Source organism: Chitinibacter sp. S2-10 (assembly GCF_046530675.1).
GTDB lineage: Bacteria > Pseudomonadota > Gammaproteobacteria > Burkholderiales > Chitinibacteraceae > Chitinibacter.
Window position 1 is genome coordinate 1374421 of record NZ_CP172558.1, and the last position, 21249, is coordinate 1395669.

At 52.5% G+C, this 21249-nt stretch carries 25 protein-coding genes; 16 read left to right on the forward strand and 9 right to left on the reverse strand.

What is annotated here, in order from left to right:
• Positions 1–10 precede the first annotated feature (10 nt).
• Genes lpxC through ACG2XO_RS06575 form a run of 5 tightly spaced genes read left to right on the forward strand, consistent with a single transcriptional unit; the run spans position 11 to position 4808 of the window.
• On the forward strand, positions 11–925 hold the full coding sequence (gene lpxC / locus ACG2XO_RS06555; RefSeq protein WP_410500010.1) for a UDP-3-O-acyl-N-acetylglucosamine deacetylase: 915 nt from the start codon (positions 11–13) through the stop codon (positions 923–925).
• 2 nt (positions 926–927) lie between these two features.
• On the forward strand, positions 928–1113 hold the full coding sequence (locus ACG2XO_RS06560) for a hypothetical protein (protein WP_410500011.1): 186 nt from the start codon (positions 928–930) through the stop codon (positions 1111–1113).
• A gap of 5 nt (positions 1114–1118) precedes the next feature.
• Positions 1119–1850: a 16S rRNA (uracil(1498)-N(3))-methyltransferase gene (locus ACG2XO_RS06565; RefSeq protein ID WP_410500012.1), complete on the forward strand. Its 732-nt coding sequence runs from the start codon at positions 1119–1121 to the stop codon at positions 1848–1850.
• Between the two features lie 43 nt (positions 1851–1893).
• The gene (gene msbA, locus ACG2XO_RS06570) at positions 1894–3645 is read left to right on the forward strand and encodes a lipid A export permease/ATP-binding protein MsbA (RefSeq protein WP_410500013.1); all 1752 of its coding nucleotides are present in this window, start codon (positions 1894–1896) and stop codon (positions 3643–3645) included.
• Between the two features lie 38 nt (positions 3646–3683).
• Positions 3684–4808 carry a glycosyltransferase family 4 protein gene (locus ACG2XO_RS06575; RefSeq protein WP_410500014.1) on the forward strand — a complete coding sequence of 375 codons (1125 nt, stop codon included), beginning with the start codon at positions 3684–3686 and terminating at the stop codon, positions 4806–4808.
• Between the two features lie 16 nt (positions 4809–4824).
• Here the strand turns inward: ACG2XO_RS06575 and ACG2XO_RS06580 are convergent, their stop codons facing one another.
• On the reverse strand, positions 4825–5595 hold the full coding sequence (locus tag ACG2XO_RS06580; RefSeq protein WP_410500015.1) for a glycosyltransferase family 2 protein: 771 nt from the start codon (positions 5593–5595) through the stop codon (positions 4825–4827).
• A gap of 140 nt (positions 5596–5735) precedes the next feature.
• On the opposite strand from ACG2XO_RS06580, the gene rfaQ reads away from it, so the two are divergent.
• The 11 genes from rfaQ (at position 5736) to ACG2XO_RS06635 (ending at position 15782) form a co-directional block, all read left to right on the forward strand.
• Complete coding sequence (gene rfaQ, locus ACG2XO_RS06585; protein ID WP_410500016.1) at positions 5736–6848, forward strand: putative lipopolysaccharide heptosyltransferase III; 1113 nt, start codon at positions 5736–5738, stop codon at positions 6846–6848.
• A complete protein-coding gene (locus ACG2XO_RS06590) occupies positions 6845–7471 on the forward strand; it encodes a CatB-related O-acetyltransferase (protein ID WP_410500017.1) in 627 nt (208 codons plus the stop codon). The genes rfaQ and ACG2XO_RS06590 overlap by 4 nt, the downstream gene beginning before the upstream one ends.
• Positions 7472–7512: 41 nt before the next feature.
• A complete protein-coding gene (locus tag ACG2XO_RS06595) occupies positions 7513–8775 on the forward strand; it encodes an O-antigen ligase family protein (protein WP_410500018.1) in 1263 nt (420 codons plus the stop codon).
• The gene (locus ACG2XO_RS06600) at positions 8765–9598 is read left to right on the forward strand and encodes a glycosyltransferase family 2 protein (protein ID WP_410500019.1); all 834 of its coding nucleotides are present in this window, start codon (positions 8765–8767) and stop codon (positions 9596–9598) included. Before ACG2XO_RS06595 ends, ACG2XO_RS06600 begins: the two co-directional genes overlap by 11 nt.
• Before the next feature lie 51 nt (positions 9599–9649).
• Positions 9650–10783: a homoserine O-acetyltransferase gene (locus ACG2XO_RS06605; RefSeq protein ID WP_410500020.1), complete on the forward strand. Its 1134-nt coding sequence runs from the start codon at positions 9650–9652 to the stop codon at positions 10781–10783.
• Between the two features lie 112 nt (positions 10784–10895).
• The gene (gene metW / locus ACG2XO_RS06610) at positions 10896–11492 is read left to right on the forward strand and encodes a methionine biosynthesis protein MetW (RefSeq protein WP_410500021.1); all 597 of its coding nucleotides are present in this window, start codon (positions 10896–10898) and stop codon (positions 11490–11492) included.
• Positions 11493–11640: 148 nt separating this feature from the next.
• Entirely contained in the window at positions 11641–12600 is a 960-nt protein-coding gene (locus ACG2XO_RS06615) for a Gfo/Idh/MocA family protein (protein WP_410500022.1), read from the forward strand.
• A 34-nt stretch (positions 12601–12634) separates the two neighbouring features.
• On the forward strand, positions 12635–12988 hold the full coding sequence (locus ACG2XO_RS06620; RefSeq protein ID WP_410500023.1) for a DUF2185 domain-containing protein: 354 nt from the start codon (positions 12635–12637) through the stop codon (positions 12986–12988).
• A gap of 23 nt (positions 12989–13011) precedes the next feature.
• Entirely contained in the window at positions 13012–13938 is a 927-nt protein-coding gene (locus tag ACG2XO_RS06625; protein ID WP_410500024.1) for a hypothetical protein, read from the forward strand.
• 4 nt (positions 13939–13942) lie between these two features.
• Entirely contained in the window at positions 13943–15085 is a 1143-nt protein-coding gene (locus ACG2XO_RS06630) for a M14-type cytosolic carboxypeptidase (RefSeq protein ID WP_410500025.1), read from the forward strand.
• A 172-nt stretch (positions 15086–15257) separates the two neighbouring features.
• Positions 15258–15782 (forward strand): hemerythrin domain-containing protein, encoded by a 525-nt coding sequence (locus tag ACG2XO_RS06635; RefSeq protein WP_410500026.1) that lies wholly within the window; start codon positions 15258–15260, stop codon positions 15780–15782.
• Here ACG2XO_RS06635 and ACG2XO_RS06640 read toward each other — a convergent pair.
• The 8 genes from ACG2XO_RS06640 to ACG2XO_RS06675 all read right to left on the reverse strand — a co-directional run bounded on the left by ACG2XO_RS06640 (position 15779) and on the right by ACG2XO_RS06675 (position 21189).
• Positions 15779–16195 (reverse strand): protease inhibitor I42 family protein, encoded by a 417-nt coding sequence (locus ACG2XO_RS06640; protein ID WP_410500027.1) that lies wholly within the window; start codon positions 16193–16195, stop codon positions 15779–15781. The two genes, ACG2XO_RS06635 and ACG2XO_RS06640, sit on opposite strands and share 4 nt — an antisense overlap.
• 171 nt (positions 16196–16366) lie before the next feature.
• Entirely contained in the window at positions 16367–17104 is a 738-nt protein-coding gene (locus ACG2XO_RS06645) for a dienelactone hydrolase family protein (RefSeq protein WP_410500028.1), read from the reverse strand.
• Positions 17101–17712: a class I SAM-dependent methyltransferase gene (locus ACG2XO_RS06650; RefSeq protein ID WP_410500029.1), complete on the reverse strand. Its 612-nt coding sequence runs from the start codon at positions 17710–17712 to the stop codon at positions 17101–17103. The genes ACG2XO_RS06645 and ACG2XO_RS06650 overlap by 4 nt, the downstream gene beginning before the upstream one ends.
• Positions 17713–17819: 107 nt before the next feature.
• Positions 17820–18116: a hypothetical protein gene (locus ACG2XO_RS06655; RefSeq protein WP_410500030.1), complete on the reverse strand. Its 297-nt coding sequence runs from the start codon at positions 18114–18116 to the stop codon at positions 17820–17822.
• A 51-nt stretch (positions 18117–18167) separates the two neighbouring features.
• Positions 18168–19046: a phosphoribosylaminoimidazolesuccinocarboxamide synthase gene (locus tag ACG2XO_RS06660; protein ID WP_410500031.1), complete on the reverse strand. Its 879-nt coding sequence runs from the start codon at positions 19044–19046 to the stop codon at positions 18168–18170.
• Between the two features lie 171 nt (positions 19047–19217).
• Complete coding sequence (locus tag ACG2XO_RS06665; RefSeq protein WP_410500032.1) at positions 19218–19550, reverse strand: P-II family nitrogen regulator; 333 nt, start codon at positions 19548–19550, stop codon at positions 19218–19220.
• 14 nt (positions 19551–19564) lie between these two features.
• The gene (locus ACG2XO_RS06670) at positions 19565–20503 is read right to left on the reverse strand and encodes a sodium-dependent bicarbonate transport family permease (RefSeq protein WP_410500033.1); all 939 of its coding nucleotides are present in this window, start codon (positions 20501–20503) and stop codon (positions 19565–19567) included.
• Between the two features lie 197 nt (positions 20504–20700).
• Positions 20701–21189, reverse strand: coding sequence for a GNAT family N-acetyltransferase (locus tag ACG2XO_RS06675; RefSeq protein ID WP_410500034.1), 489 nt, complete (start codon positions 21187–21189; stop codon positions 20701–20703).
• Positions 21190–21249: the final 60 nt, after the last annotated feature.

The window sequence follows — 21249 nt, forward strand, 5'->3', positions numbered from 1 at the left end:
GGAAACGGCCATGTTTTTACAACGAACCTTGAAAAGCACGATCCGTGCAACCGGCGTGGGTTTGCATTCGGGCGAAAAAGTGACGCTCACTTTGCGCCCCGCAGCCGCCGACCATGGCATTGTGTTTCAGCGCTCTGATTTGCCCGAGTCAAAGCCTTTCAAGGTTGGCCCCGATCTGGTGAACGACACGCGACTCTCCTCCACGCTGGTGCAAGACGGCGTGCGTGTCGGCACCATCGAGCATCTGATGTCGGCGTTTGCCGGCCTTGGCATCGACAATGTGGTTGTCGATGTCGATGCGCCGGAAATGCCTATTATGGATGGTTCTGCTGCGCCGTTTATTTATCTGCTGCAAAGCGCAGGCATTCGTGAGTTGAATAAACCCAAGCAATTTGTCCGTGTACTCAAGCCGATTGAAGTGCACGATGGCGATAAATGGGTCAAATTCGAGCCGCACGATGGCTATAAAGTCGCGCTGACGATTGATTTTCAGCATCCTGCCTTTAAAAAATCGGCTCAGACCATCGAAATCGATTTTTCCAAAACCAATTACATCAGTGAAATTGCCCGAGCACGTACTTTCGGCTTCATTCACGAAGTCGAATACCTGCGTGCCAACGGACTAGCGCGTGGCGGCAATATGGATAATGCTGTCGTGATCGACGAATTTCGCGTCTTAAACGACGGCGGACTGCGTTTCGAAGACGAATTTGTTCGCCACAAAATTCTGGACGCCATTGGTGATCTGTACATCCTTGGTCATCCATTGATTGCGTCGTTTTCCGGCTATAAATCCGGGCATGCGATGAATAATAAATTGCTGCGCGCCATGCTGGCAGACAGCGATAGTTACGAGCTGGTGAGTTTTGATGCCGATGAGCGTGTGCCGTCGGCGTTTCATGATCTTCCTCCCTTGAGTATCTGACCATGTTCGCGGTGCTGCGGATTCTGGCGATTCTGGCCTTGCTGCTGATTGTTTATGCCAGTTTTCGCTACGTGCGCGAACGCAATCCGCGCTGGTTAAATCTGATCCGCGTTGTATTTTTCTCTCTGCTTGGTTTGGGCGTGGTCTTTGGCATCGGGCTGTTTATCGAGCGTCTTGTTCTGGGTTGATTTCTATGGCTTTGCCCCGTTTTTATGTTGATTTGCCACTGAGTATCGGGCAGCAATTTGACTTGCCCGAAGCCGTCGCTCGCCATGTCCAGGTGGTGCGCATGCAGCCGGATGAAATGGTGACTTTGTTTAACGGGCAAGGCGGCGAATATCAGGCGCAGATTGTCGCGATGGGCAAAAAAACAGTCAGTGTTGCGGTGCAGTCGTTTGACGATGTAAATCGTGAGTCAACGCTGCATTTGACTTTGGTGCAAGCTGTATCGGCGGCTGATCGTATGGATTACAGCGTACAAAAAGCGGCCGAACTGGGTGTGAGCGTGTTTCAACCGGTGATTTCGCAATACTGCCAGCAGCGCTATAGTGGCGAGCGCGCCGAGAAACGCATTGCGCACTGGCAAGGCATCGCCGCCAGTGCTGCCGAGCAATGTGGCCGCACACGCCTGATGGATATTCTTCCGATTGTATCGCTGGCCGATTTTCTGCAATCAGCGCCCACTGCCGACTTAAAGCTATTGATGTGCCCTACAGGCGCAGTTGAATATGCATCTTTAACGGAACGCGCTGCGAGTATTATCGTGCTGATTGGTCCTGAAGGGGGGTATTCGCCCGAAGAGGATAATAACGCTATTCTTCATGGCTATACTCCATTAATTCTTGGTCCGCGAATATTCCGCACTGAAACTGTTGCGCCGGTCATTGCCGGACTGTTGCAGCTGCGCTACGGCGATCTGGGCTAAAAGCGCCGCAGCGTTTAACTCCTCAAGTGGGTATAATCGCGCAATGACTACTCACGCCCTTTATCATCGCCTGTTGCGTCATTTCAAACCCTATCTGTGGGTGATCGTCGCGACCATTGTCTGCATGGCACTTGCTTCGGCCGCCGAAGCCATGCTGACCTTGTTGCTCAAGCCGCTGGTTGATAACAATCTGGGCGGAGCCAGTCATCTGGTTAAGCAGGCGGCATGGATCGTTCCGGCGCAACTGTTTGGGCTGGCGCTGCTGCGTTTTATTGGCAACTTTGGCAATGACTACGGCAATGCCTGGCTCGCATCGCGCGTGATGCGCGATTTTCGCGAAAAAATCTACGGCAAGCTGATGCGGCTGCCGACGCGCTATTTTGACCAGTCATCCACCGGTGTGTTGCTCTCGCGAGTGACTTACGACGTCGCTCAAGTCATGGAAGCTGGCACGTCGACGCTCACCGGTTTGGTGCGCGATGGTGTCGCCGTGATCGGTTTTCTGGCCGTGATGTTTTATTCGAGCTGGCGTCTGACGCTATTCTGTCTGGTTTTGCTTCCGGTGGTCGCGCTGAGTATTCGCGTGGTGGCCAAACGTCAGCGCCGTCTGGCGCGCGAAACGCAGGACAAAATGGGCGAAATGAATTCGCGGCTTGATGAGTCGCTGTCCGGGCAGCGTATCGTCAAGGTTTTTGGTGGGCAGGAAATCGAAAGTCAACGCTTCGCCGTCGTGAACAATCGCGTGATGCGGCTGGGCATCAAGCAGGGTCTGATGGTCGCGATCAACTCGGGCACGATTGTGCTGCTGATTGGCATGACCGTGTCGGTGGTGCTGTATTTTGCCAGCCTGCAAGCGCAGGCCGGGCAATTGAGCGCAGGTTCATTTCTGTCGTTTATTGCTGCGATGGTTGCGATTCAGGGGCCCGTTCGCAACCTGACCAAAATCAACGAAAAACTGCATCGCGGTCTGGCCGCTGCCGAATCGATTTTTGCGCTACTTGATGAAGTTGAAGAGCCGGATCACGGGCAATACCGGGTCGATCGTGCGCAAGGTGCGATCATGATTAGCGATTTGCGTTTTAGCTACCAGCCTGAGCACAAGCCCGCACTTGACGGCATATCGCTGCAAATCGAACAGGGGCAAACCATTGCGCTGGTCGGTCAGTCGGGTAGCGGAAAAACGACGCTCGCCAATCTGTTACCCCGTTTTTACGACGCCAGCGAAGGCCAGATCTTGCTCGATGGCGTCTCGCTGGCCGAGTATCAGCTCGCCAATCTACGCTCGCACATCGCGCTGGTTGCGCAGGATATGGTGCTGTTCAATGACTCGGTGACCGCCAATATCGTGTATGGGACGCATCGCGCAGGTGAAATCGATATGGATCGTGTTCGCGCCGCCGCACAAGCGGCACACGCGACCGAGTTTATCGAGAAAATGCCGAATGGTTTTGACGAACTGCTGGGTGAAAACGGTGGTCGCCTGTCGGGTGGCCAGCGCCAGCGCCTCGCGATTGCGCGCGCGATTTACAAAGATGCGCCGGTACTGATTCTGGACGAAGCGACCAGCGCGCTCGATACCGAATCCGAGCGCAAAGTACAGCAAGCGCTCGAATTCCTGATGCAAGGCCGAACGACGCTGGTCATCGCTCACCGGCTGTCGACGATTGAAAAAGCGGACCGTATTGTCGTGATGCAGCAAGGCCGGATTGTCGAAACCGGTACCCATGCCGAATTGATCGCCCGGCAAGGGCTGTATGCGCAAATGCATGCAGTGCAGTTTAAAACCGAGTCCTGAAAACACGTAAAGCGCTGCCAGACCCAACGAGTGTTGAGATGCGAATAAATCAGAAAGCGAGTTCTGCCACTCAAAGTGTGCTGTTCATGGAAAGCTCGATGAATATCGGTGGACAGGAATTGCAGTTATTGCAGCAAATGAGCGTCTTGCAGCAACAAGGCTGGGCAGTGAGTTTGTTGTGCAAAACCGGTTCCAGAATCGAAGCTTTTGCCAAAGCGCGCGGTCTGGATGTTGACACCATACGCTTTCGCAACGCCTTGCATATTCCGAGTATTTTGCAAGTGCGGCGGCATTTGCAGCAATTCAAGCCCGCCGCGGTGATTGTCCATAGTGGACATGATGCCAATATTGGCGCGATTGCCTGCCATTCTCTGGGGCGGCGGCGTCCGATGATCGTGCGGATGCGGACTTATCAGCCGGGCATTCCAAATTCATTTCCATACCAATATCTGTTTGATTACACGCTGGCGTGTAGCGCACATTTGCGCGAACGGATTCTGAAAAACACCCGGATTGATCGCGAAAAAGTCGGAGTACTTTATCCTGGAATTGATTTTGCCGGGCTGGAAGAGGGCGCGAGCGATACTCCGTTGCCAGCGAATGCGGAACGCTGGCTGGCTGATCGTCCGGGGCCGGTCGTTTTGCAGGCCGCGATGTTGCGCGAAGAAAAAGGTCATTCGGTCATTCTGGATGCCTTGCCAGAGGTGCTGCAAAAACACCCGGATGTGCGCTATCTGATTGCTGGCGAAGGCCCCTTGTCCGAGCATTTGAAAGAAAAAATTGCTGAAAAAGGCTTGCAGGATCATGTTTGTCTGCTCGGCATGGTCAATCCGATTGGCGGCTTGCTGCGCCGGGCTGATCTTGCCATCCTGCCTTCGCTGATGGAGCCATTTGGCATGTTTCAGATAGAAGCGCTCAATCTGGGTATTCCGACGATTGCCTCCAATGTCGATGGCATTCCTGAAACAATGACTGATCGCGAAGATGGCCTGCTGGTCGAGCCGGGTAATCCGGCGGCTTGGGCGCAAGCGCTAGTCTGGGCGCTGGATCATCCAGAGATCATGCGTGCCTGGGCGGAACATGGCCGACAGAAAAACCGGCTGCGGTTTTCTCTGGGGCAAAATACCACTCAACTGATCGAGCTAATTACCCGCGGTCGTTAGGGTATTGCTCTGTAACTCAATATTGCTGTTGTTTTGATTGAGATACTTCAGTCAGGTATTGTAGTTTGATAAAGCGGTAAAAAGTGGTTTCGGCATTCATCAGCGCAATCAGAAAACCCGCTTTCCCATCCAGAAAACCGCGTTTGAGCAGGTAGGTGCGCCAGAATGCCCAGCCACCACGCAATAGCGCCAGCGTCAGGCTGGCGCGCTGGCCTTTGGCAAAGCGCTGGGCGGCGCCTGCACTGGAATACTGATTGATCTTGTTCAGCACGGTTTCATAGTCGTCGTAGGAATAATGCAGCAGCAAGCCGGCTAGCGGCTGTGCCAGCGTGGCATGAATCAGGCGTTCATGCACCAGATCATCGGAATATCTGGCGCAATCACGTCGGAACAAGCGAGCCACCCAGTCTTTGCCCCAGCCGCTGTATTTGATCCATTGACCGCAAAAGGAAGAAAGCCGACGGATCTGGTAGGTGTCGTGTTTTGGGTTTGCAATGGCACTCTGAATCGCGACCTTGAGTTCTTCGGTGACGATTTCATCGGCATCGAGCGCCAGAATCCAGTCGGTATCGAGCAAAGCAATGGCCCGGTTTTTCTGGATGCCAAAGCCGGGCCAATCAGCCCTTTGATGGATTTCTGCACCATGCTCGGCAGCAACTTGCAGCGTGTGATCGGTGCTGCCCGAATCCAGAATGACAATTTTATCTGCCCAAGCTACCGCAGTGAGACATTCATGCAAATGAGCTGCGGCATTTTTGGTAATAATGGCAACGCCAAGGCTGGGCATAGTCGTTAGTGCTTCAATGGATCGGGCTGCTATAATCGCCCCTCTTGCCTGTTCAGGCAAGTTGTTGTGCGCGACGTAGAGGCGCTGATCCTCGTGGGGGTTCTATACGTAATGCATTTTTCCACGCTTGAGATGGGCTGATGACTAAATCACCGCTATTTGCCGAAAAGCCGCCCAAACGAATTTTGCTCATTACCTTGCGTTATTTGGGCGATACATTGCTGACTACGCCATTGATCAATTCATTGCGTGCTGCGTATCCCGATGCCCGGATTGATGTTCTGCTGTATGAAAATACCCAAGCCATGTTGCAGGGTAATCCGGCGATTTCGAATCTGATTACGACCAAACCCAAAGCGGGCTGGCAGGACAACCGGATCTTGTTCGGCAAAATTTTCCGCCAATATGATTTGGCTATTTCGACGCAAACCAGCGATAAGGCGGTTTTGTATGCGATGTTGGCGGCCAAGAAGCGCATCGGGTTTGCTCCTCCCCGGACCGATACGGGCTGGTTCAAACGCTATTTCTTTACCCGCTATTGCGAATTTGATACCGAAAAAACGCATACGGTACTGGAAATACTCCGGCTGTGCCGTTTACTGGGTATCAAGCCGGTTTACCATTTGACGCCGCCTATGTCGACAGATCATGAGCTCGACGAGAATGTTCAGGCGCTCACTGCGCCTTATGCCGTTTTGCATATCATGCCGCAATGGCGTTACAAACAATGGACGGACGAGGGCTGGATTGCGCTCGCTCGCTATTTGCACGAGCAGGGATTGCAGATTGTTTTGTCCGGTGGACCGGCCGATGTGGCGGCCTTAAACCGTTTGCAGGCTGCTTTGCCTGCGGGAACGATCAATCTGGCCGGGCGTTTGTCTCTGCCGCAATGGTCGCAGGTGTTGGCAAAAGCGGCCGTTTTTGTCGGCGTTGATACCGGTACGACCCATCTGGCGGCGGCGACTCAAGTGCCGACTGTGGCCTTGTTTGGCCCCAGCGACCCGGTGAAATGGACTCCGTGGCCAGCTCATTATCAGAGCGATCAGGCGCCTTTTGTGACGCATGGTAACCAGCATGTGAATAATGTCTACTTGATTCAGGCAGGCGCGGGGCAAAAAGCCTGCGTGCCATGCTATCTGGAAGGCTGTTTGCGCAATCGTCAGAGCCATAGCGAATGCCTTGATGAATTGAGTGCTGAGACTGTGATCGACGTTCTGAAACCCATTCTTGCCCAATCGAGCCTCCGCGAATGATCCATTTGAAGAAAGTCTGGGCGAAATTGACTGGGCGCAAGCAAAGCCGTTTGCAGGATTTTGCCCGGCAGCAGGTCAAGTTTCGCAAGCGTTATCCGCACTATGCCATCGGCAAGGCCAGCTATGGCATGCCGATTGTTTACGATTACGGTGAAGGAACCACGCTCAAGATCGGCGCATATTGTTCAATCGCCAGCAATGTCCAGATTTTCTTGGGTGGACACCATCGCATCGACTGGGTCAGCAGCTACCCGTTCCCTCACTTTTTCGAGATGGACGCGGTTTTTCAGGGCAAAGCCGGTGGCAGTCGTGGCGATGTGGTGATTGGCAACGATGTCTGGCTGTGTGCCAATTGCATTATTCTATCCGGGGTGACGATAGGTCATGGCGCAGTCATCGCCAATGGCGCGGTGGTGACGCGTGATGTGCCGCCCTATGCTGTCATGGCCGGCAACCCGGCCAAACTGATCAAATGGCGGTTTGATGAGCCCATCCGGCAGGCTTTGCTTGAGATTGCGTGGTGGGATTGGCCTGACGACAAGATTAAAAATGTCATGGATCAGTTGTGCGGCAACGATCTGGTCAAGTTTATTGAATATGCCCGGGAAGGGAATGAAGCGTGATTGAAAGATTGAAAAAAATAAGCCTTGAAAATGCGTTTGTAGTGAGTCTGCTCGTTTCTCCGGTGTTGTTGTTTTCTGTGGCGGGCTGGATGACGAGGATTACCGTCGTCTGTTTTCTGCTGGCACTGGCCGTGATCCATAAAAACCGCGAGCAAGTCATTGTTAGCCCGCCAGTTAGTACCGATGCAAAATGGTTGTGCCTCGCTTTGATCTTGCCCTTGTGTAGTGTGTTATTGGGGCAGTTGTTCAGCGGGCGCTTTATGGCCAGCAGTTTTGACAGCCCGATGCATATTATTATTTGTATTGGAGTTATGCTGGCGATGTTGTCGACGCATTCGCGCGTGGTGGAATGGTTAAGCCATGCTTTGCCACTGACTTTATTGATTGCATGGCTGACGGTGTTGATTATGCCGGGAACGGTATGGGGAGGGCGTGTTCATACTAAATCGCTCGATCCGTTGGCATTTGGCAGCCTAGCGTTGACATTCGGTTTATTGAGTCTGATTTCGATCAAGCTGCATACGAATCGATCCAGAATGCTGCTGCTCTATAAACTGCTGGGGTTTGCTTTGGGTGTTTACCTGTCGATCATTTCCGGCAGCCGCACGGGCTGGTTGGCTTTGCCATTGGTGGCACTAATCTGGTTGTATGGCGAACGGCTCCGTTTTACCTGGCGCTATAAATTGTTGTCTTTGCTATGTGTGCTAGGTTTTATGGCAGGGAGTTATCTGTTTTCCGCAACAGTGCAGAAGCGTGTCGATATTGGTGTAAAAGAAGTTGCCCAGTACCAATGGAATCCGATTGAAAGCCCGTATGGTGGCGGCTCGGTAGGGTATCGAATTTCATTTATCCGGATTGCCTACTTTTTATTAGAGCAACAGCCGCTAAGCGGTTGGGGGCAAGATGGCGACTGGAAGTCGGTAACCAATGATCCTGCGCTGGCATTTGCCGATGACGGCGTTAAAAAGATGGCGCTTTTTGCTGGTTTTCACAATGAAATCACTGCGAAAATGGTTGAGTCTGGTATTTGGGGTTTGATTTCAAGTGTGGCGATGTTTCTGATTCCAGGCCTGTTTTTCATCAGAAAAATGTACAGCGATAGCCCGCGGCAGCGTAATGTCGCATTAATGGGAATGGCGTTTTTACTGTGTCAATTCGTCAGCAGCTGGAGTATGGAGCTGACCAATCTGCGTTATGCAGCCTCATTTTTTGGCCTGATGATCGCGATCTTTGCAGGACAAATTCTGTATTACGCCCATCATGAAGCGATGATCAATTCCAAGGATAAACTGAATGAAACCTGAAAAGTATGCCATTACTTTTGCCTGCTATAACCAGGTCGAATACACCAAAAAATGCATCGCCAGCATGATTGCGCATGGTGTTGATTTGAGTCGTCTGGCGATTGTCGATAATGCCTCGTCGGATGAAACCCGCGCCTATCTTGAAACTTTACCATTGGGTGCGTTGATTTTAAATCAGGATAATCTGGGTTGCGGCGTCGCCTGGAATCAGGGTGCTTTGGCCTTGCAGGCCGAGTGGACCATCGTGATGAACAACGATGTACTCGTCAGCGCGAACTGGATTGAAAACCTGATTGAAACTGCCGAAAAGCACAATCTGAAAGTGATTTCTCCTGCGCTAATTGAGGGTGAACTCGATTATGATTTCGAAGCATTTTCTGCTGAAGCCAGCAGCAAAATGAAAGACGCGTTGCGCTTGGGCGGACGGCATGCGGTTTGTATGGCAATTCATCGGTCGGTTTGGATGGATGTGGGTTATTTCCAGCCGGTGCCCAAGCTACTTGGCTATGAAGACACGCTGTTTTTCCACGAGGTCGCCAAAGCCGGTATTGCTGTTGGTATGACCGGCGCTTCATGGCTGCATCACTACGGTTCGATGACGCTGAGCCTGCTGAAACAGGAAAGAGGTTTGTCGCAAAAAGCCGGTCTGGGCTCGCGTTATAATTACAAACTGCTCAATCAAAGTTGGCTGGCCAGAAAGATCGGTAAACTCAAACGCAAAAAGCAGCTCAAGGCGTGGAAAGAGGCGGAATTGCAGCAATATGGCATGACCATGCATGGCGTGCGCGAGCATGGCGATTTTGTCTGGGTTGCGAATATTTGATTGCGGCATAAAGCCGTCCCATCCGGTTCAGTATTCATAAAAGGTTTTTTAATGCACTCCGATTCTGTCGGCATTGTCACTCCGCAAAAATTCGTTTTCGAAGACCCGATCACGCTCTCATCCGGCGCGGTTTTGCCGCGTTACGAGCTGATGGTCGAAACCTATGGCACGCTCAATGCCGATAAATCGAATGCCATCCTGATTTGTCATGCGCTGTCTGGCCATCATCATGTCGCCGGCAAGCATAGCGACACCGATAAGGCCGCTGGCTGGTGGGACAATATGGTGGGCCCCGGCAAGCCGATTGATACCAACAAATTCTTTGTGATTGGCCTCAATAACCTCGGTGGTTGCCACGGCTCGACCGGGCCGTCGAGTATCAACCCCGAAACCGGTGCGCCGTATGGCTCGGCTTTTCCGGTGGTGCTGGTGCGTGACTGGGTTGAAACGCAGGCGCGCTTGGCTGATCGCTTGGGGATTAAGCAGTTCGCTGCGATTATCGGCGGCAGCCTGGGCGGCATGCAGGCGCTGCGCTGGTCGATCACGTATCCCGAGCGAGTTCGACATGCTTTGGTGATTGCGTCGGCGCCGAAATTAACCGCGCAGAATATTGCGTTTAATGATGTGGCGCGTCAGGCCATCATTACCGACCCCGAATTTCACGGTGGCGATTTTTACCAGCATGGCGTCGTGCCACGTCGCGGCCTGCGTTTAGCGCGCATGCTCGGCCATATCACCTATTTGTCCGACGACGGCATGGGTGAAAAATTTGGCCGCTTGCTGCGGAGCGGCGAATATAAATACGGCTTTGACGTTGAGTTCGAAATTGAATCGTACCTGCGCTATCAAGGCGATAAATTCTCGACGATGTTCGACGCCAATACTTATTTGCTGATGACCAAGGCGCTCGATTATTTCGATCCTGCGCGTCACTACGGCGGCAGTTTGGCCGAAGCAATGCGTCAGGCGCAGGCGAAATTCCTCGTCGTGTCGTTCACGTCCGACTGGCGTTTTGCTCCATCGCGTTCACGCGAGATTGTGAAGGCGCTGCTCGATGCAGATCGCACCGTGTCGTATGCCGAAATCGAGTCGCAGCACGGCCACGATGCCTTCCTGATGGAAGATGCGCCGTATATGGCGGTGATGCGGGCTTATTTGAATAATATTGCTGCGGAGATTGCGTGATGATGGCTTCATTTCAATGTTCGCAGGATGTGATGGAAAATTCGCCGTATATGGCGGTGATGCGCGGATGTCTAGGTGGCATGTTGAATAATGTGGCGAAGGAGATTGCGTAATGGCCAGTCACAACACCCTCCGCCCCGATTTAAAACACATTGCGGATCAGATCAAACCTGGCTCACGCGTGCTGGACTTGGGCTGTGCCGACGGCGAATTGCTCGCGTGGCTGCAAGCCAATAAAGTCGTGCGCGGCATCGGCGTCGATGTTGATGTCATGTCGATTGTCGCTTGCGTGGAAAAAGGCCTGAATGTGATTCAGGCCGATATGGAAAGCGGCTTGCAAAGCTTTGAAGATGACAGTTTTGATTATGTCGTGCTCTCGCTCACCATTCAGGCGATGCACAATATCGAGCTGATCCTGCAGGAAATGCTGCGCGTCGGCAAAGTCGGCCTTGTCACCTTCCCGAACTTTGGCTTCTGGGAAAACCGCTGGCAAATCCTGCTTGGCCGCATGCCGGTCTCCGAGACGATTCCGTACGAGTGGTATAACACGCCGAATATTCACTTCTGCACGGTCAACGATTTCGATCGTTTGCTTGGCAAGATGGGCATGAAAGTCGACAAACAAGTCGTACTGCATCAGGGGGAAACCGTCGATTTCTTGCCGAATTTGTTTGGTAGTTTGGCGCTGGTGCAGTTCAGTCAGACGTAGGGTGGGTTAGGCCGCATTCATATTGCGTTGATTTACATTGTGTGTCGGCCGCATACCCATCTGCTGAGTACTCGCAATACCTGATTGGAGTATTACTCTGTAGATCATACGATGAGCTTTTTGCAGGGCAATACCCTAAGGAATAAGCATGGTTCGTTTTGGCATCATCGGCACTGGCGGTATCGCGCAGCGTTTTGTCGCAGGGCTTGAGCACGTTGCTGATGCGCAAGCTGTCGCGGTTTTTAACCGTAGCACCAGCAAAGCCAGTCAATTCGCCACCGCCAACGACATACCCCATGTTTATGAATCAATCGAAACGCTGCTCGCCAGCAATGTCGATGCCGTCTATATTGCCACTCCGCATCCCAGCCACGCAGCACTGAGTATCGCTGCGCTCAAAGCAGGCAAAGCGGTGCTGTGTGAAAAACCGGCCGCAACCAGCCTGACCGATTTCGATGCCGTGACCGCCGTCGCACGTGAAACCGGGCGGCTGTATATGGAAGCGATGAAGCCGCCATTTTTCCCGCTGTATCAGTTGATCCGCGAGCGCATTGTCGCAGGCGCGATTGGCGAAGTGCGCTTTGTTCGCGCTGGCTTTGCGAACCCCGGTTTACCGGAAGGCCATGCCGTGCTCAACCCAGCTTTGGCGGGTGGCGGCTTGCTGGATATTGGCATTTACTCATCGTTTCTCGCTGTTGATTGGCTGGGCGCTGCCGGTGAAATTCAAACCTTGGGGCGAATCGGTACGAGCGGCGTTGATACTTTTGCGAGCCTGAATGTCCAGCACGAGCGCGGCATTAGCCAGCTCTATTGCGGGCTTGACATTGCTGGTAGTGGCGAGGCCTTGATCGGCGGTAGCGCGGGCTATGTGATCATCCACGATAAATGGTGGAATCCGGCCAAAGCCACGCTGGTCAATGCGGCGGGCGAGCGCGAAGAATTGGCGATTGTGCCAATCGGCTCGGGGCTGAATTACGAAACCGCGCACTTTTGCGAGCTGCTGCGCGCGGGTGAGCTGGAAAGCCCAATCATGAGCCACGCCAAAACGCGCACAGCTTTGGCGATGACTTTACATGCACGAGATACATTGCTGGGTATTGCTCAGTAAATCAATATTGATCTAGTTTAGCGAGATATACCCCATGAAAGAGTTTCTGCTCGACGAGCGAATTATCAAAAAAGTGGCGCTAGGCCACGGCAGCTGCATCGCCAGCGACGAGATCACCATCGAAGGCTATCCGGTCGGGCTGATGTACCGTGAACAGCCAGTCAAAGATGGCGATTCCGGCTGGCGCTTTTTCTCGGGCACCGAAGATCAGAAATACTTAAACAACCCGAAAAACCACAGCGAATTCGATGTGAATGTCATCGCCAATTACGACAGCCACATCATTCCGCTACTCGCCTCACCGGTCGGTAGCGTGTTCGAGCGCTTTGTCAAAAGCGAGGATGATGATGAGTTCAAGCCGGTCACCGATTGGTCGCCGCTGGATTAGTATTTATTTTTTAGGGGTTGTTAGTGATTTATATTAATAAAATTGTATTGTGTGGTTTATTTTTTAGTGCATATCTGTCTGCTTTTGCAACTGATCTGCCGAGTGATTTTACTTTTTCATTTAAACCATCGCTGACGAAAAAAGTGATAATTTCTACTAATTCAGAAAAAGTTAAAAATGTAAATGGTGGACCCAGTGTAACCGATGTTGTAAATAGTGTGATTGAAGGAAAATTTACCTCCATAGATAATGGGTACATATTTTCAAGCAAATTAATCAAGGCTAATCTATCTAAAAATGGCAAGTCTGTTGATGATGTAATATTGAAGTCTTTAACTGATTTGGTCGTAGATTATAAAATTGCTAAAGACGGTACTGTTGAGGAAATCAAAGGATTTGATCGTGTAGAGATGAAGGTGCGCGATCTGGTGCCTGCAAGTGCGTTTGAAGCGATAAAGCTACTTATTTCTCAGGAAACTATGGCGGCCAAAGAAAAAGAAGAATGGAATGGACGTTACGCTGGCTTTTCCGGTGAAAAATTTAGGATTGGTGATAATTTTAGCTTTGAAGTGCCATACACATTGCCGAATGGGTTAACTCTCAATTATTCAACAAATGTGAGATTTACCAAGTGGGAAGCTTGTCCAGCTGGTATGTGCGTGCGCATTGATATTGCGTACACAACAGATAATGAAGCACTCTCCGATTTGGTAGATGGTGTTGCAAAAGATCTCAATACTCAGAATGATAATTCAATGGTTAAAGTTGCAATGAATAGTCAGGGGATAAGAGGCCACGCTAGCCGACTAATTGATCCGAAAACAATGATGATATTTTCTGAGCGATTGGAGCGAACATTCAATATTGAAGCGAATAGTACAAGTTCTGGAAAACAAATTGTTTCAATGAAAGAAAACAAAGTTATTGATTACCAATATATTAGTGAGTGAAACCATGCTTCGAATTACGAGTAATTTTGATTCTGGTTCAATTGAAGTTGTTGACGCGACCGATGCCGCCAATATCCGCCTGAAACTGCGCCCCGATAATGCGTCCGACTTTGCGCAGTGGTTTCATTTCCGTTTGAGCGGTGCGCGCGATGTTGATTGCACGCTGAAAATCGAAAATGCAGGGCAGAGTGCTTATCCTGATGGTTGGCCCGATTATCAGGCGGTGGCGTCGTATGACCGCGAAAACTGGTTTCGCGTCGAGACCGAATACGATGGCCAGACGCTGACGATCAAACACACGCCACATACCGATGTCATGTGGTTTGCTTATTTCGAGCCATATAGCTGGGAGCGCCACCAGACTTTGATCGGTAATGCGATTACTGCCGCGCCGTGGGTGAAGCTTGAGCAACTGGGCGTGACGCCCGATGGCCATGAGTTTGACTTGCTGCGTATTGGCGTGCAAAAAGGCTATTACGGCATCAATAAAAAGAAAATCTGGATCACGGCGCGCCAGCATCCGGGCGAAAGCATGGCCGAGTGGTTTGTTGAGGGCTTGCTGGAAACGCTGCTTGATCCGCAAAACGCGATTGCGCGGGCGCTGCTGGAAAAATGCGTGTTTTACGTCGTGCCGAATATGAACCCGGACGGCAGCGTGCGCGGTAATTTGCGTACCAATGCGCTGGGTGCAAACTTGAACCGTGAATGGCAAACGCCAAGTCTGGAGCGCAGCCCCGAAGTGTATTGGGTGCGCGAAAAAATGAAACAAGTCGGCGTCGATGCGTTTTTCGATATTCATGGCGACGAGAGCATTCCGCATAACTTCGTTGCCGGTTGCGAGAGCAATGAATCGTTCTCGTGCCGCCAGCATGATTTGCAGGAAGCGTTCAAAAAAGCGTGGCTGCTTGCCAGCCCCGATTTCCAGGTTGAACACGGCTATGAGGTCGGCAAATTCGGCCCGGAAACACTGACTTTGGGTACCAACTGGGTTGGCAACGAGTTCGATTGCCTCGCCTACACGGTGGAAATGCCATTTAAAGACACCGCCAATCGCCCGTTGCCCGAAGTGGGCTGGAATGGCGAGCGCTCAACGCAGCTGGGCAGCTCGTTGCTGACGGCTTTGTACGCGATTGTCGAGCAAATCTGATTGGTTTGATTGATTTGGCCGCCGTGCAGCTGCTGCGCGGCGCACTGAGACGGTCTGCGCCCTGCCCGATATCAAGTGCTTTACCTTTGGTGACACGAATTTGTAGTAATACCCTTGGCAAACCTGCACCGAAAGCGTACTTTGAAATGCCGTATTGCCTTGGAGTGTGACCATGCTGAACCCGTTTGCCACGGAAACTGTCACCTTTGAAACGCCGGTGGCGATGCTGATCGCCTGCCATGACCGGGTAAGGCACTACGCGGCTTTGACCGAAACTTTGGTCAGCCACGTCGCGAAAAACGGTGCCGATGCCGCCGCGATTGCCGGGGCGTCGGCGATTTTGCGCTATTTTGACGTGGCAGCGCCTTTGCATCATCAGGACGAAGACGAAGATTTATTCCCCGCAATGCTGCCACTGGCTACACCCGAGCTGGCGCAGGCCATACGTGAAATCATGGCGGAGCACGACGAGCTGGGGCTGCTATGGCAGAAGGTTCGCGCGGCGCTGCTGGCCTTGGTCGCCGGCAATGATAATGAGCTGACGCCTGAGCTGGCCGCCGAATTTGCCCAGCGTTATCCGGCGCATGCGGCGCGTGAGGAAGACGAAATTTATCCCTACGCCAAAGCCCTGCTCAGTGCCGGGCAGCTGCACGAGCTGGGCACGAAAATGGCCGCAAGACGCGGCCAGAAGGTTTAGGCAGAGCCTTTTGTATCGTCGACAATGATATTGAACTCACGAACATCCAGTGGCTCTACTTCGCTGCCTTGCCATGGCTTGCGATACTCAAAGCGCAGCTTGACTTCACCCTTGGACTGGGCTGAAAAACGCCAGCTGGCGTCACCTTGGCGGTTGATTTCGCCTTTTTTTCTGGGCGTAAATTTCCTGTCTTGCAGTAGATTCAGCGCTTGATTCTCCAGTGCTTCAAAAAACCATAAATAGCCCGTGCTGGGGTCGGCAGGCAGTTTGACGAGCAGCGTTTCCTTTGGTTTTAAAACTATCGTTTGCCGGTGTTCCCGCTGTGTCACTGTGCGCTCTGCCCAGACTGACGGGCTGAAGAAAGCGAGCATCAGTGCGAGCGTGGGGATGAGCAGCTTCATGATGCGTTTCATGGCACGTCCTCCCTCGGATTGGGAAGGTTTTATCGTACTTTGTCATGAACCGGACTTCAGTGAACAAGTCACCGTTTTGCTGGTGAAAAATAACAAGGCAGGGTATTGCTCTATAGGCTATTTGTAAATTGGCCTATGGGGCAATACCCTGCCTTAGTTGTTTCTGCTGAGTTACTTCAGATTGCGGCGGAACAGATCAAACGCCAGTTGGTAGCCCAAGAGCGCCAGTTGCGGATCATAGCGGTCACCTTCGTCGCGCATAAAAGCGTGCGGGCCGTTAAATTCATGCCAGGTAAAGGTTTTATCCGCAGCGACCAATTGCTGGTAAACCTGCGCACGCCCTGCCGCCGGAATATGCGGATCCTGCTTGCCCCAGATCATCAGCAACTCACCGCCAATATCGGCGAGGCGCTCCATACTGTGCTGACCGGGCTGATTCGGGATCACATTGGTGTGCAAGTCGGTCGCGTAAAAACACGCCGTCGCTTTGATTTCCGGCTGTAGCGCGGCGCGGAAAGCCAGATGGCCGCCGATGCAAAAGCCCATCGCGCCAAAATCGCCGTTATGCCAAGGCTGCTGTTTCGCCCACGCAATCATCGCCGCGTTATCAGAGTCGTAACCTTCGACCGATTTGGCCATTTTGTCGGCGTTGCCCTTATCGCGACCCGCGTCGTCGTAGGCGAGCACGGTGCCGATTGGGTTCAGCTCATGGAAAACTTCCGGCACCAAGACGTTATAGCCGTGGCCAGCGATGATTTTCGCCGCGCGCTCGATCGGTCCGGTTTGCTGGAAAATTTCGGAATAAAACAGAATGGTCGGATATTGGCCGTCCACGGCAGGGCGGTGCACATAAGTGCGCATCACGCCGGTGGCGGTGTTCAGATCGGTGATTTCGCTTTTGATCATCATGATTGGTTTTCTCGCTGGAAATGACAGTAAATAAACGATTGCTGTGTGCCAAATGGCGTTGCGTGCAGTTCGGCAACGGATTTGATCAGGCTAAACTCGGGGGCAAACTCGGCGGCGAGTTGCTCGACCAAATAACGTTGTACCGGCAGCCCGCTGCATTTTTCAGGACCATCGGCGGCAAAGGTGGCAATAATCAGCTGGCCATTGCTTTTAAGTGCGCAAGCGAGCTGCCGGCGATATGCTGCGCGTTGTGCTGGCTCAGTCAGAAAATGAAACACGGCCCGGTCGTGCCAGACATCGTACGCGTGCTCTGGCAGCGCAATCGAGGTGATGTCGCCGACCAGCCAGTTGACCTGCTTGGCGGCCTCGCCCAGCCTTTGCTGTACGATTTTGAGCGCAGCGGCGGACAGATCGAGCACGCTCAGGTGTTTGAAACTGGTCGCGAGCAAGTCATCAACCAGCGTCGATGCGCCGCCGCCAATGTCGATAATCTGGCTGTCTTTGTCTGCACATTCGACTATCCACGCCAGCGATTGCGCTGCTTTGGGCTGAAACCAGCTCACTGCATCGGGCGATTTGCTGGTGTAGACCTGTTCCCAGTGATTCATTTGGACTCACTTTTCAAGTGCAGGGTGGTGTACATAAGTGCGCATCACGCCAGTGGCGGTGGACAGATTGGTGATTTCGCTTTTGATCATCGTGAGGATTTTAGCCTTCAGGAGTCAGCAGAGTCTTTGGCGGCTTGGTTTTTATTTTTGTGCAACAAGATGAGTCCCGCGAGTATCCAACCGAATGAAAATAGCAGTAGGTATTTCCAATTGATGTGGAAAGTATCGGCTTGAAAGCAAAAAGGCAGTAGAGCAATAGCAAATGATAGGAATGCACCACATTTTATGGGCGCGGTGCGGGCGTATTTCAGAGCTAATGCTAATTGATAGATTGCAATCAAAGTCGGATAAATTGCAGAGAGATCCATGGTTTGAGATCGATACGCTAATTGATGCTGTTTCAATCAAAAACGCCCCAGAACATTTCCGGGGCGGCGATATTTGATTATTTTCAATTACTTGGTCAGTTTTTCCAGCGCTTCGCGGTATTTGGCAGCGGTTTTCTCTGCAACTTCTGCTGGCAGTGCGGGTGCTGGAGGGGTTTTGTCCCAGCCGGTGGTTTCCAGCCAGTCGCGCACGAACTGTTTATCGTAGCTTGGTGGGTTGGTGCCGGGTTGGTATTGATCGGCAGGCCAGAAGCGGCTTGAATCAGGCGTCAGCGCTTCGTCCATCAGGCACAGCACACCGTTTTCATCCAGACCAAATTCAAATTTGGTGTCGCCAATGATAATGCCGCGCGTTGCTGCGTATTCGCTGGCGGTTTTGTACAGCAAGATCGCCGTGTCGCGCACTTTGGCGGCCAGCTCTGCGCCCAGGATTTCTTCGCACTGCGCGTAGCTGATGTTTTCGTCGTGATCGCCCACCGCAGCTTTGGTCGATGGTGTGAAAATCGGTTCCGGCAATTTGTCGGCCTCACGCAGACCGGCTGGCAATTGGATACCGCATACGGTATTGCTCTTTTTGTATTCTTTCCAGCCGCTGCCAGCGATATACCCCCGCACAATCGCTTCTACCGGAACAGGCTTCAGTCGTTTGCAGACGACGGCGCGGCCTTGAACTTGCGGCAGATCTTCGGCTGACACCACGTCTTCAGGCTGATCGCCAGTGAAGTGGCTAGGCACGACGTCTTTGAGTTTATCAAACCAGAAGTTTGAAATCGCGGTGAGGATTTTGCCTTTTTCCGGAATCGGCTCGGCCAGAATTACGTCAAAGGCTGACAGGCGATCGGTGGCGATCATCAGCATGCGGGTTTCGTCGATCTGGTACAGATCGCGTACTTTGCCCGAGTAGATTTTTTTCAGGCTGGTCAGATTAGTAGAAGTCAGGCCGCTCATCATTGCTCCGGAAGTGTGGGCAGTGCCCACTAGGACGATTTAATGGCGTATTTTGCCTGAATCTGGCGCGGCCTGCATGCACTTGCGTCGGCTAAACCAGACTCGCGGGCCTTGCCCACGAAAATAGTGATTGGTGGGCAAGGCAATGGCGACGAAAAGGCAAAGTTGTGCTTAGTTGGCGTTTTGTGATGGATTCAGGCTTTGGAATTTTTCACCGCGCAGCACACGCACTTCGCTAAGCCACTGAACCAGCGCGTAGTGCGCGCCAAATTGTTGCTGCACCGTGATTGCCAGCTGTTCTGCGGTGGCGGTGTCGGTAATCAGCTCGATCTGAATGTTTTCATTGGCGTCAAAATTGCCATGTTTTTCGCCGTGCGCCCCGTTGCCGCGGGCAGCAACAATGGTCCAGCCACGGATAGACTGGGCGGTGAAAAGCTCGACCAAATCGTTTTCGAGTACGGATTCGGTCACGATGGTCAGCAGTGTTCGGGTTGGGAAGTTCATGATGAGTCGATTCCTTAAGCAACCAGGCGTGCAAATTGCAGATAGGTCGGCACGCCAATGAGAATATTAAACGGAAAGGTCATTCCCAGCGCGGCGCCGAGCGACAGCGCCGGATTGGCTTCGGGCAAGGCCATCCGCATGGCGGCAGGGGCGGCAATATAGGAGGCTGATGCAGCCAGAATGGCCATCAGCGTCAGTCCGCCGAGCGACAAACCCATCAGCAAGCCAAAAGCGATGCCGACCCAGCTCAGTATCAGCGGCAGCCCGATGCCAATACCGAGTACCAGCAGGCCGTGTTTGCGCAAAATTCCCAGTTTTCCCGCGACGACCAGACCCATTTCCAGCAAAAATAAGGTGAGCACCGGTTTAAAGAGATCGACATACAGCTTATCCAGCGGTTTGATGCCGTCCGACCCTGCCAGTGCGCCAATCAGCAGACCACCGATCAGCAGCACCATGCTTTTACCCAGGAATACTTCGTGCAATAACTTGCTCCAGCCATGTCCGGATTTGCTTGCTCCTGCGCCGATTCTGGCCAGCACTACGCCGACCATCAGGGCGGGCATTTCGAGCAAGACCAGAAACAAGGTGGTTTGTGATTCGTAATCAATGCCCTGGCGTGCCAGAAAAGCCACCCCGACAGCGTAAGTGACGACCGAGACCGAGCCATAATGCGCCGCCATGCTGGCCGAATCGACCTGGCTGAGCCTAAGTCGCAGCAGCGGATAGATCAGCAAGGGAATCAGTGCGCCCATCAACAGCACCAGAACGGCCTGCGGCAAGATGGTCAGCACCGGCTGCTTGGCTAGAATCAATCCGCCTTTGATGCCAATGGCGAGCAATAAAAAAACCGACAGCGTTTCATACAGCGCGCTGGGAAGTTTGAGGTCCGACTTGGCCCAGCCAGCGGCCAAACCGAGCAAGAAAAATAGCACTACCGGATCGATTTGCATGTAGGAATGTTTCTGATTTTACGTTCAAAAACGGTAATTTACTACATGTTTTGCAAATAAAAAACATACAAAAACAAAGGTTTTTGCTGGTTTTTGCTGGTTTTTGCTGGTTTGTGATGTAGTCGAACTACGTAGTTGGTGGCGGTGACTGAGCGGCAAGGGTGATGAAAGGCTGGCCGGTATTCGTTTCGTATTCTTCAGATTGCCTTGCTGAGTCGATAGACTTTCAGTGGCTCGCCAAGATGATCGCTGCGTGTTTCCCAGCCTTCGTTGCGAAAGCCCAGCTTGCTGTAAAAATCGTAAGCGCCCTGATTATGGGCAAAGCATATCGTCGCCATTTCGCTGCTTCGATAGCATTCAGCGGCAACGGTGGTCAACGCAGTGACCAGATAGCGTGCGATGCCCATGCGTCGTGCTTGCGGATGGACGATCAGGTGGCCTATCCAGGCGCGACCTTGTTGCTTGGGGTTGTAGAGGCTGGCAAAACCCAGCACCCGGCCTGCGTCGCAAACGACAAAACCTTCATCGTGCCCGGCCAGATGTTCGAGTAATTTCAGCGGCTCTGCTGGCCAGCTTGCGCGCGGAAACAGGTAACGCAGCTCGGTGGGCGTTTGTGGCCAGGACACGATTTCGGCAAGATCGTCCAGATTGGCGCGGCGCAGCTGATAGCGGGTGGAAACGGTCATTTGATCCGGCGGTGGGGTCAGGAGTGTTTTATCTTAACGCAGTCGTTGTCAGCTTGAAGA

What these genes read in the sequence shown, in the direction of transcription:
- ACG2XO_RS06580 (WP_410500015.1), bottom strand. Translation starts at nt 5,595, where the DNA reads ATGCCCAGCCTTGGCGTTGCCATTATTACCAAAAATGCCGCAGCTCAT.
- ACG2XO_RS06615 (WP_410500022.1), top strand. Translation starts at nt 11,641, where the DNA reads ATGGTTCGTTTTGGCATCATCGGCACTGGCGGTATCGCGCAGCGTTTT.
- ACG2XO_RS06590 (WP_410500017.1), top strand. Translation starts at nt 6,845, where the DNA reads ATGATCCATTTGAAGAAAGTCTGGGCGAAATTGACTGGGCGCAAGCAA.
- ACG2XO_RS06560 (WP_410500011.1), top strand. Translation starts at nt 928, where the DNA reads ATGTTCGCGGTGCTGCGGATTCTGGCGATTCTGGCCTTGCTGCTGATT.
- rfaQ (WP_410500016.1), top strand. Translation starts at nt 5,736, where the DNA reads ATGACTAAATCACCGCTATTTGCCGAAAAGCCGCCCAAACGAATTTTG.
- ACG2XO_RS06620 (WP_410500023.1), top strand. Translation starts at nt 12,635, where the DNA reads ATGAAAGAGTTTCTGCTCGACGAGCGAATTATCAAAAAAGTGGCGCTA.
- msbA (WP_410500013.1), top strand. Translation starts at nt 1,894, where the DNA reads ATGACTACTCACGCCCTTTATCATCGCCTGTTGCGTCATTTCAAACCC.
- ACG2XO_RS06665 (WP_410500032.1), bottom strand. Translation starts at nt 19,550, where the DNA reads ATGAACTTCCCAACCCGAACACTGCTGACCATCGTGACCGAATCCGTA.
- ACG2XO_RS06605 (WP_410500020.1), top strand. Translation starts at nt 9,650, where the DNA reads ATGCACTCCGATTCTGTCGGCATTGTCACTCCGCAAAAATTCGTTTTC.
- ACG2XO_RS06675 (WP_410500034.1), bottom strand. Translation starts at nt 21,189, where the DNA reads ATGACCGTTTCCACCCGCTATCAGCTGCGCCGCGCCAATCTGGACGAT.
- ACG2XO_RS06630 (WP_410500025.1), top strand. Translation starts at nt 13,943, where the DNA reads ATGCTTCGAATTACGAGTAATTTTGATTCTGGTTCAATTGAAGTTGTT.
- ACG2XO_RS06575 (WP_410500014.1), top strand. Translation starts at nt 3,684, where the DNA reads ATGCGAATAAATCAGAAAGCGAGTTCTGCCACTCAAAGTGTGCTGTTC.
- ACG2XO_RS06635 (WP_410500026.1), top strand. Translation starts at nt 15,258, where the DNA reads ATGCTGAACCCGTTTGCCACGGAAACTGTCACCTTTGAAACGCCGGTG.
- ACG2XO_RS06640 (WP_410500027.1), bottom strand. Translation starts at nt 16,195, where the DNA reads ATGAAACGCATCATGAAGCTGCTCATCCCCACGCTCGCACTGATGCTC.
- ACG2XO_RS06670 (WP_410500033.1), bottom strand. Translation starts at nt 20,503, where the DNA reads ATGCAAATCGATCCGGTAGTGCTATTTTTCTTGCTCGGTTTGGCCGCT.
- ACG2XO_RS06565 (WP_410500012.1), top strand. Translation starts at nt 1,119, where the DNA reads ATGGCTTTGCCCCGTTTTTATGTTGATTTGCCACTGAGTATCGGGCAG.
- lpxC (WP_410500010.1), top strand. Translation starts at nt 11, where the DNA reads ATGTTTTTACAACGAACCTTGAAAAGCACGATCCGTGCAACCGGCGTG.
- ACG2XO_RS06650 (WP_410500029.1), bottom strand. Translation starts at nt 17,712, where the DNA reads ATGAATCACTGGGAACAGGTCTACACCAGCAAATCGCCCGATGCAGTG.
- metW (WP_410500021.1), top strand. Translation starts at nt 10,896, where the DNA reads ATGGCCAGTCACAACACCCTCCGCCCCGATTTAAAACACATTGCGGAT.
- ACG2XO_RS06645 (WP_410500028.1), bottom strand. Translation starts at nt 17,104, where the DNA reads ATGATGATCAAAAGCGAAATCACCGATCTGAACACCGCCACCGGCGTG.
- ACG2XO_RS06600 (WP_410500019.1), top strand. Translation starts at nt 8,765, where the DNA reads ATGAAACCTGAAAAGTATGCCATTACTTTTGCCTGCTATAACCAGGTC.
- ACG2XO_RS06660 (WP_410500031.1), bottom strand. Translation starts at nt 19,046, where the DNA reads ATGAGCGGCCTGACTTCTACTAATCTGACCAGCCTGAAAAAAATCTAC.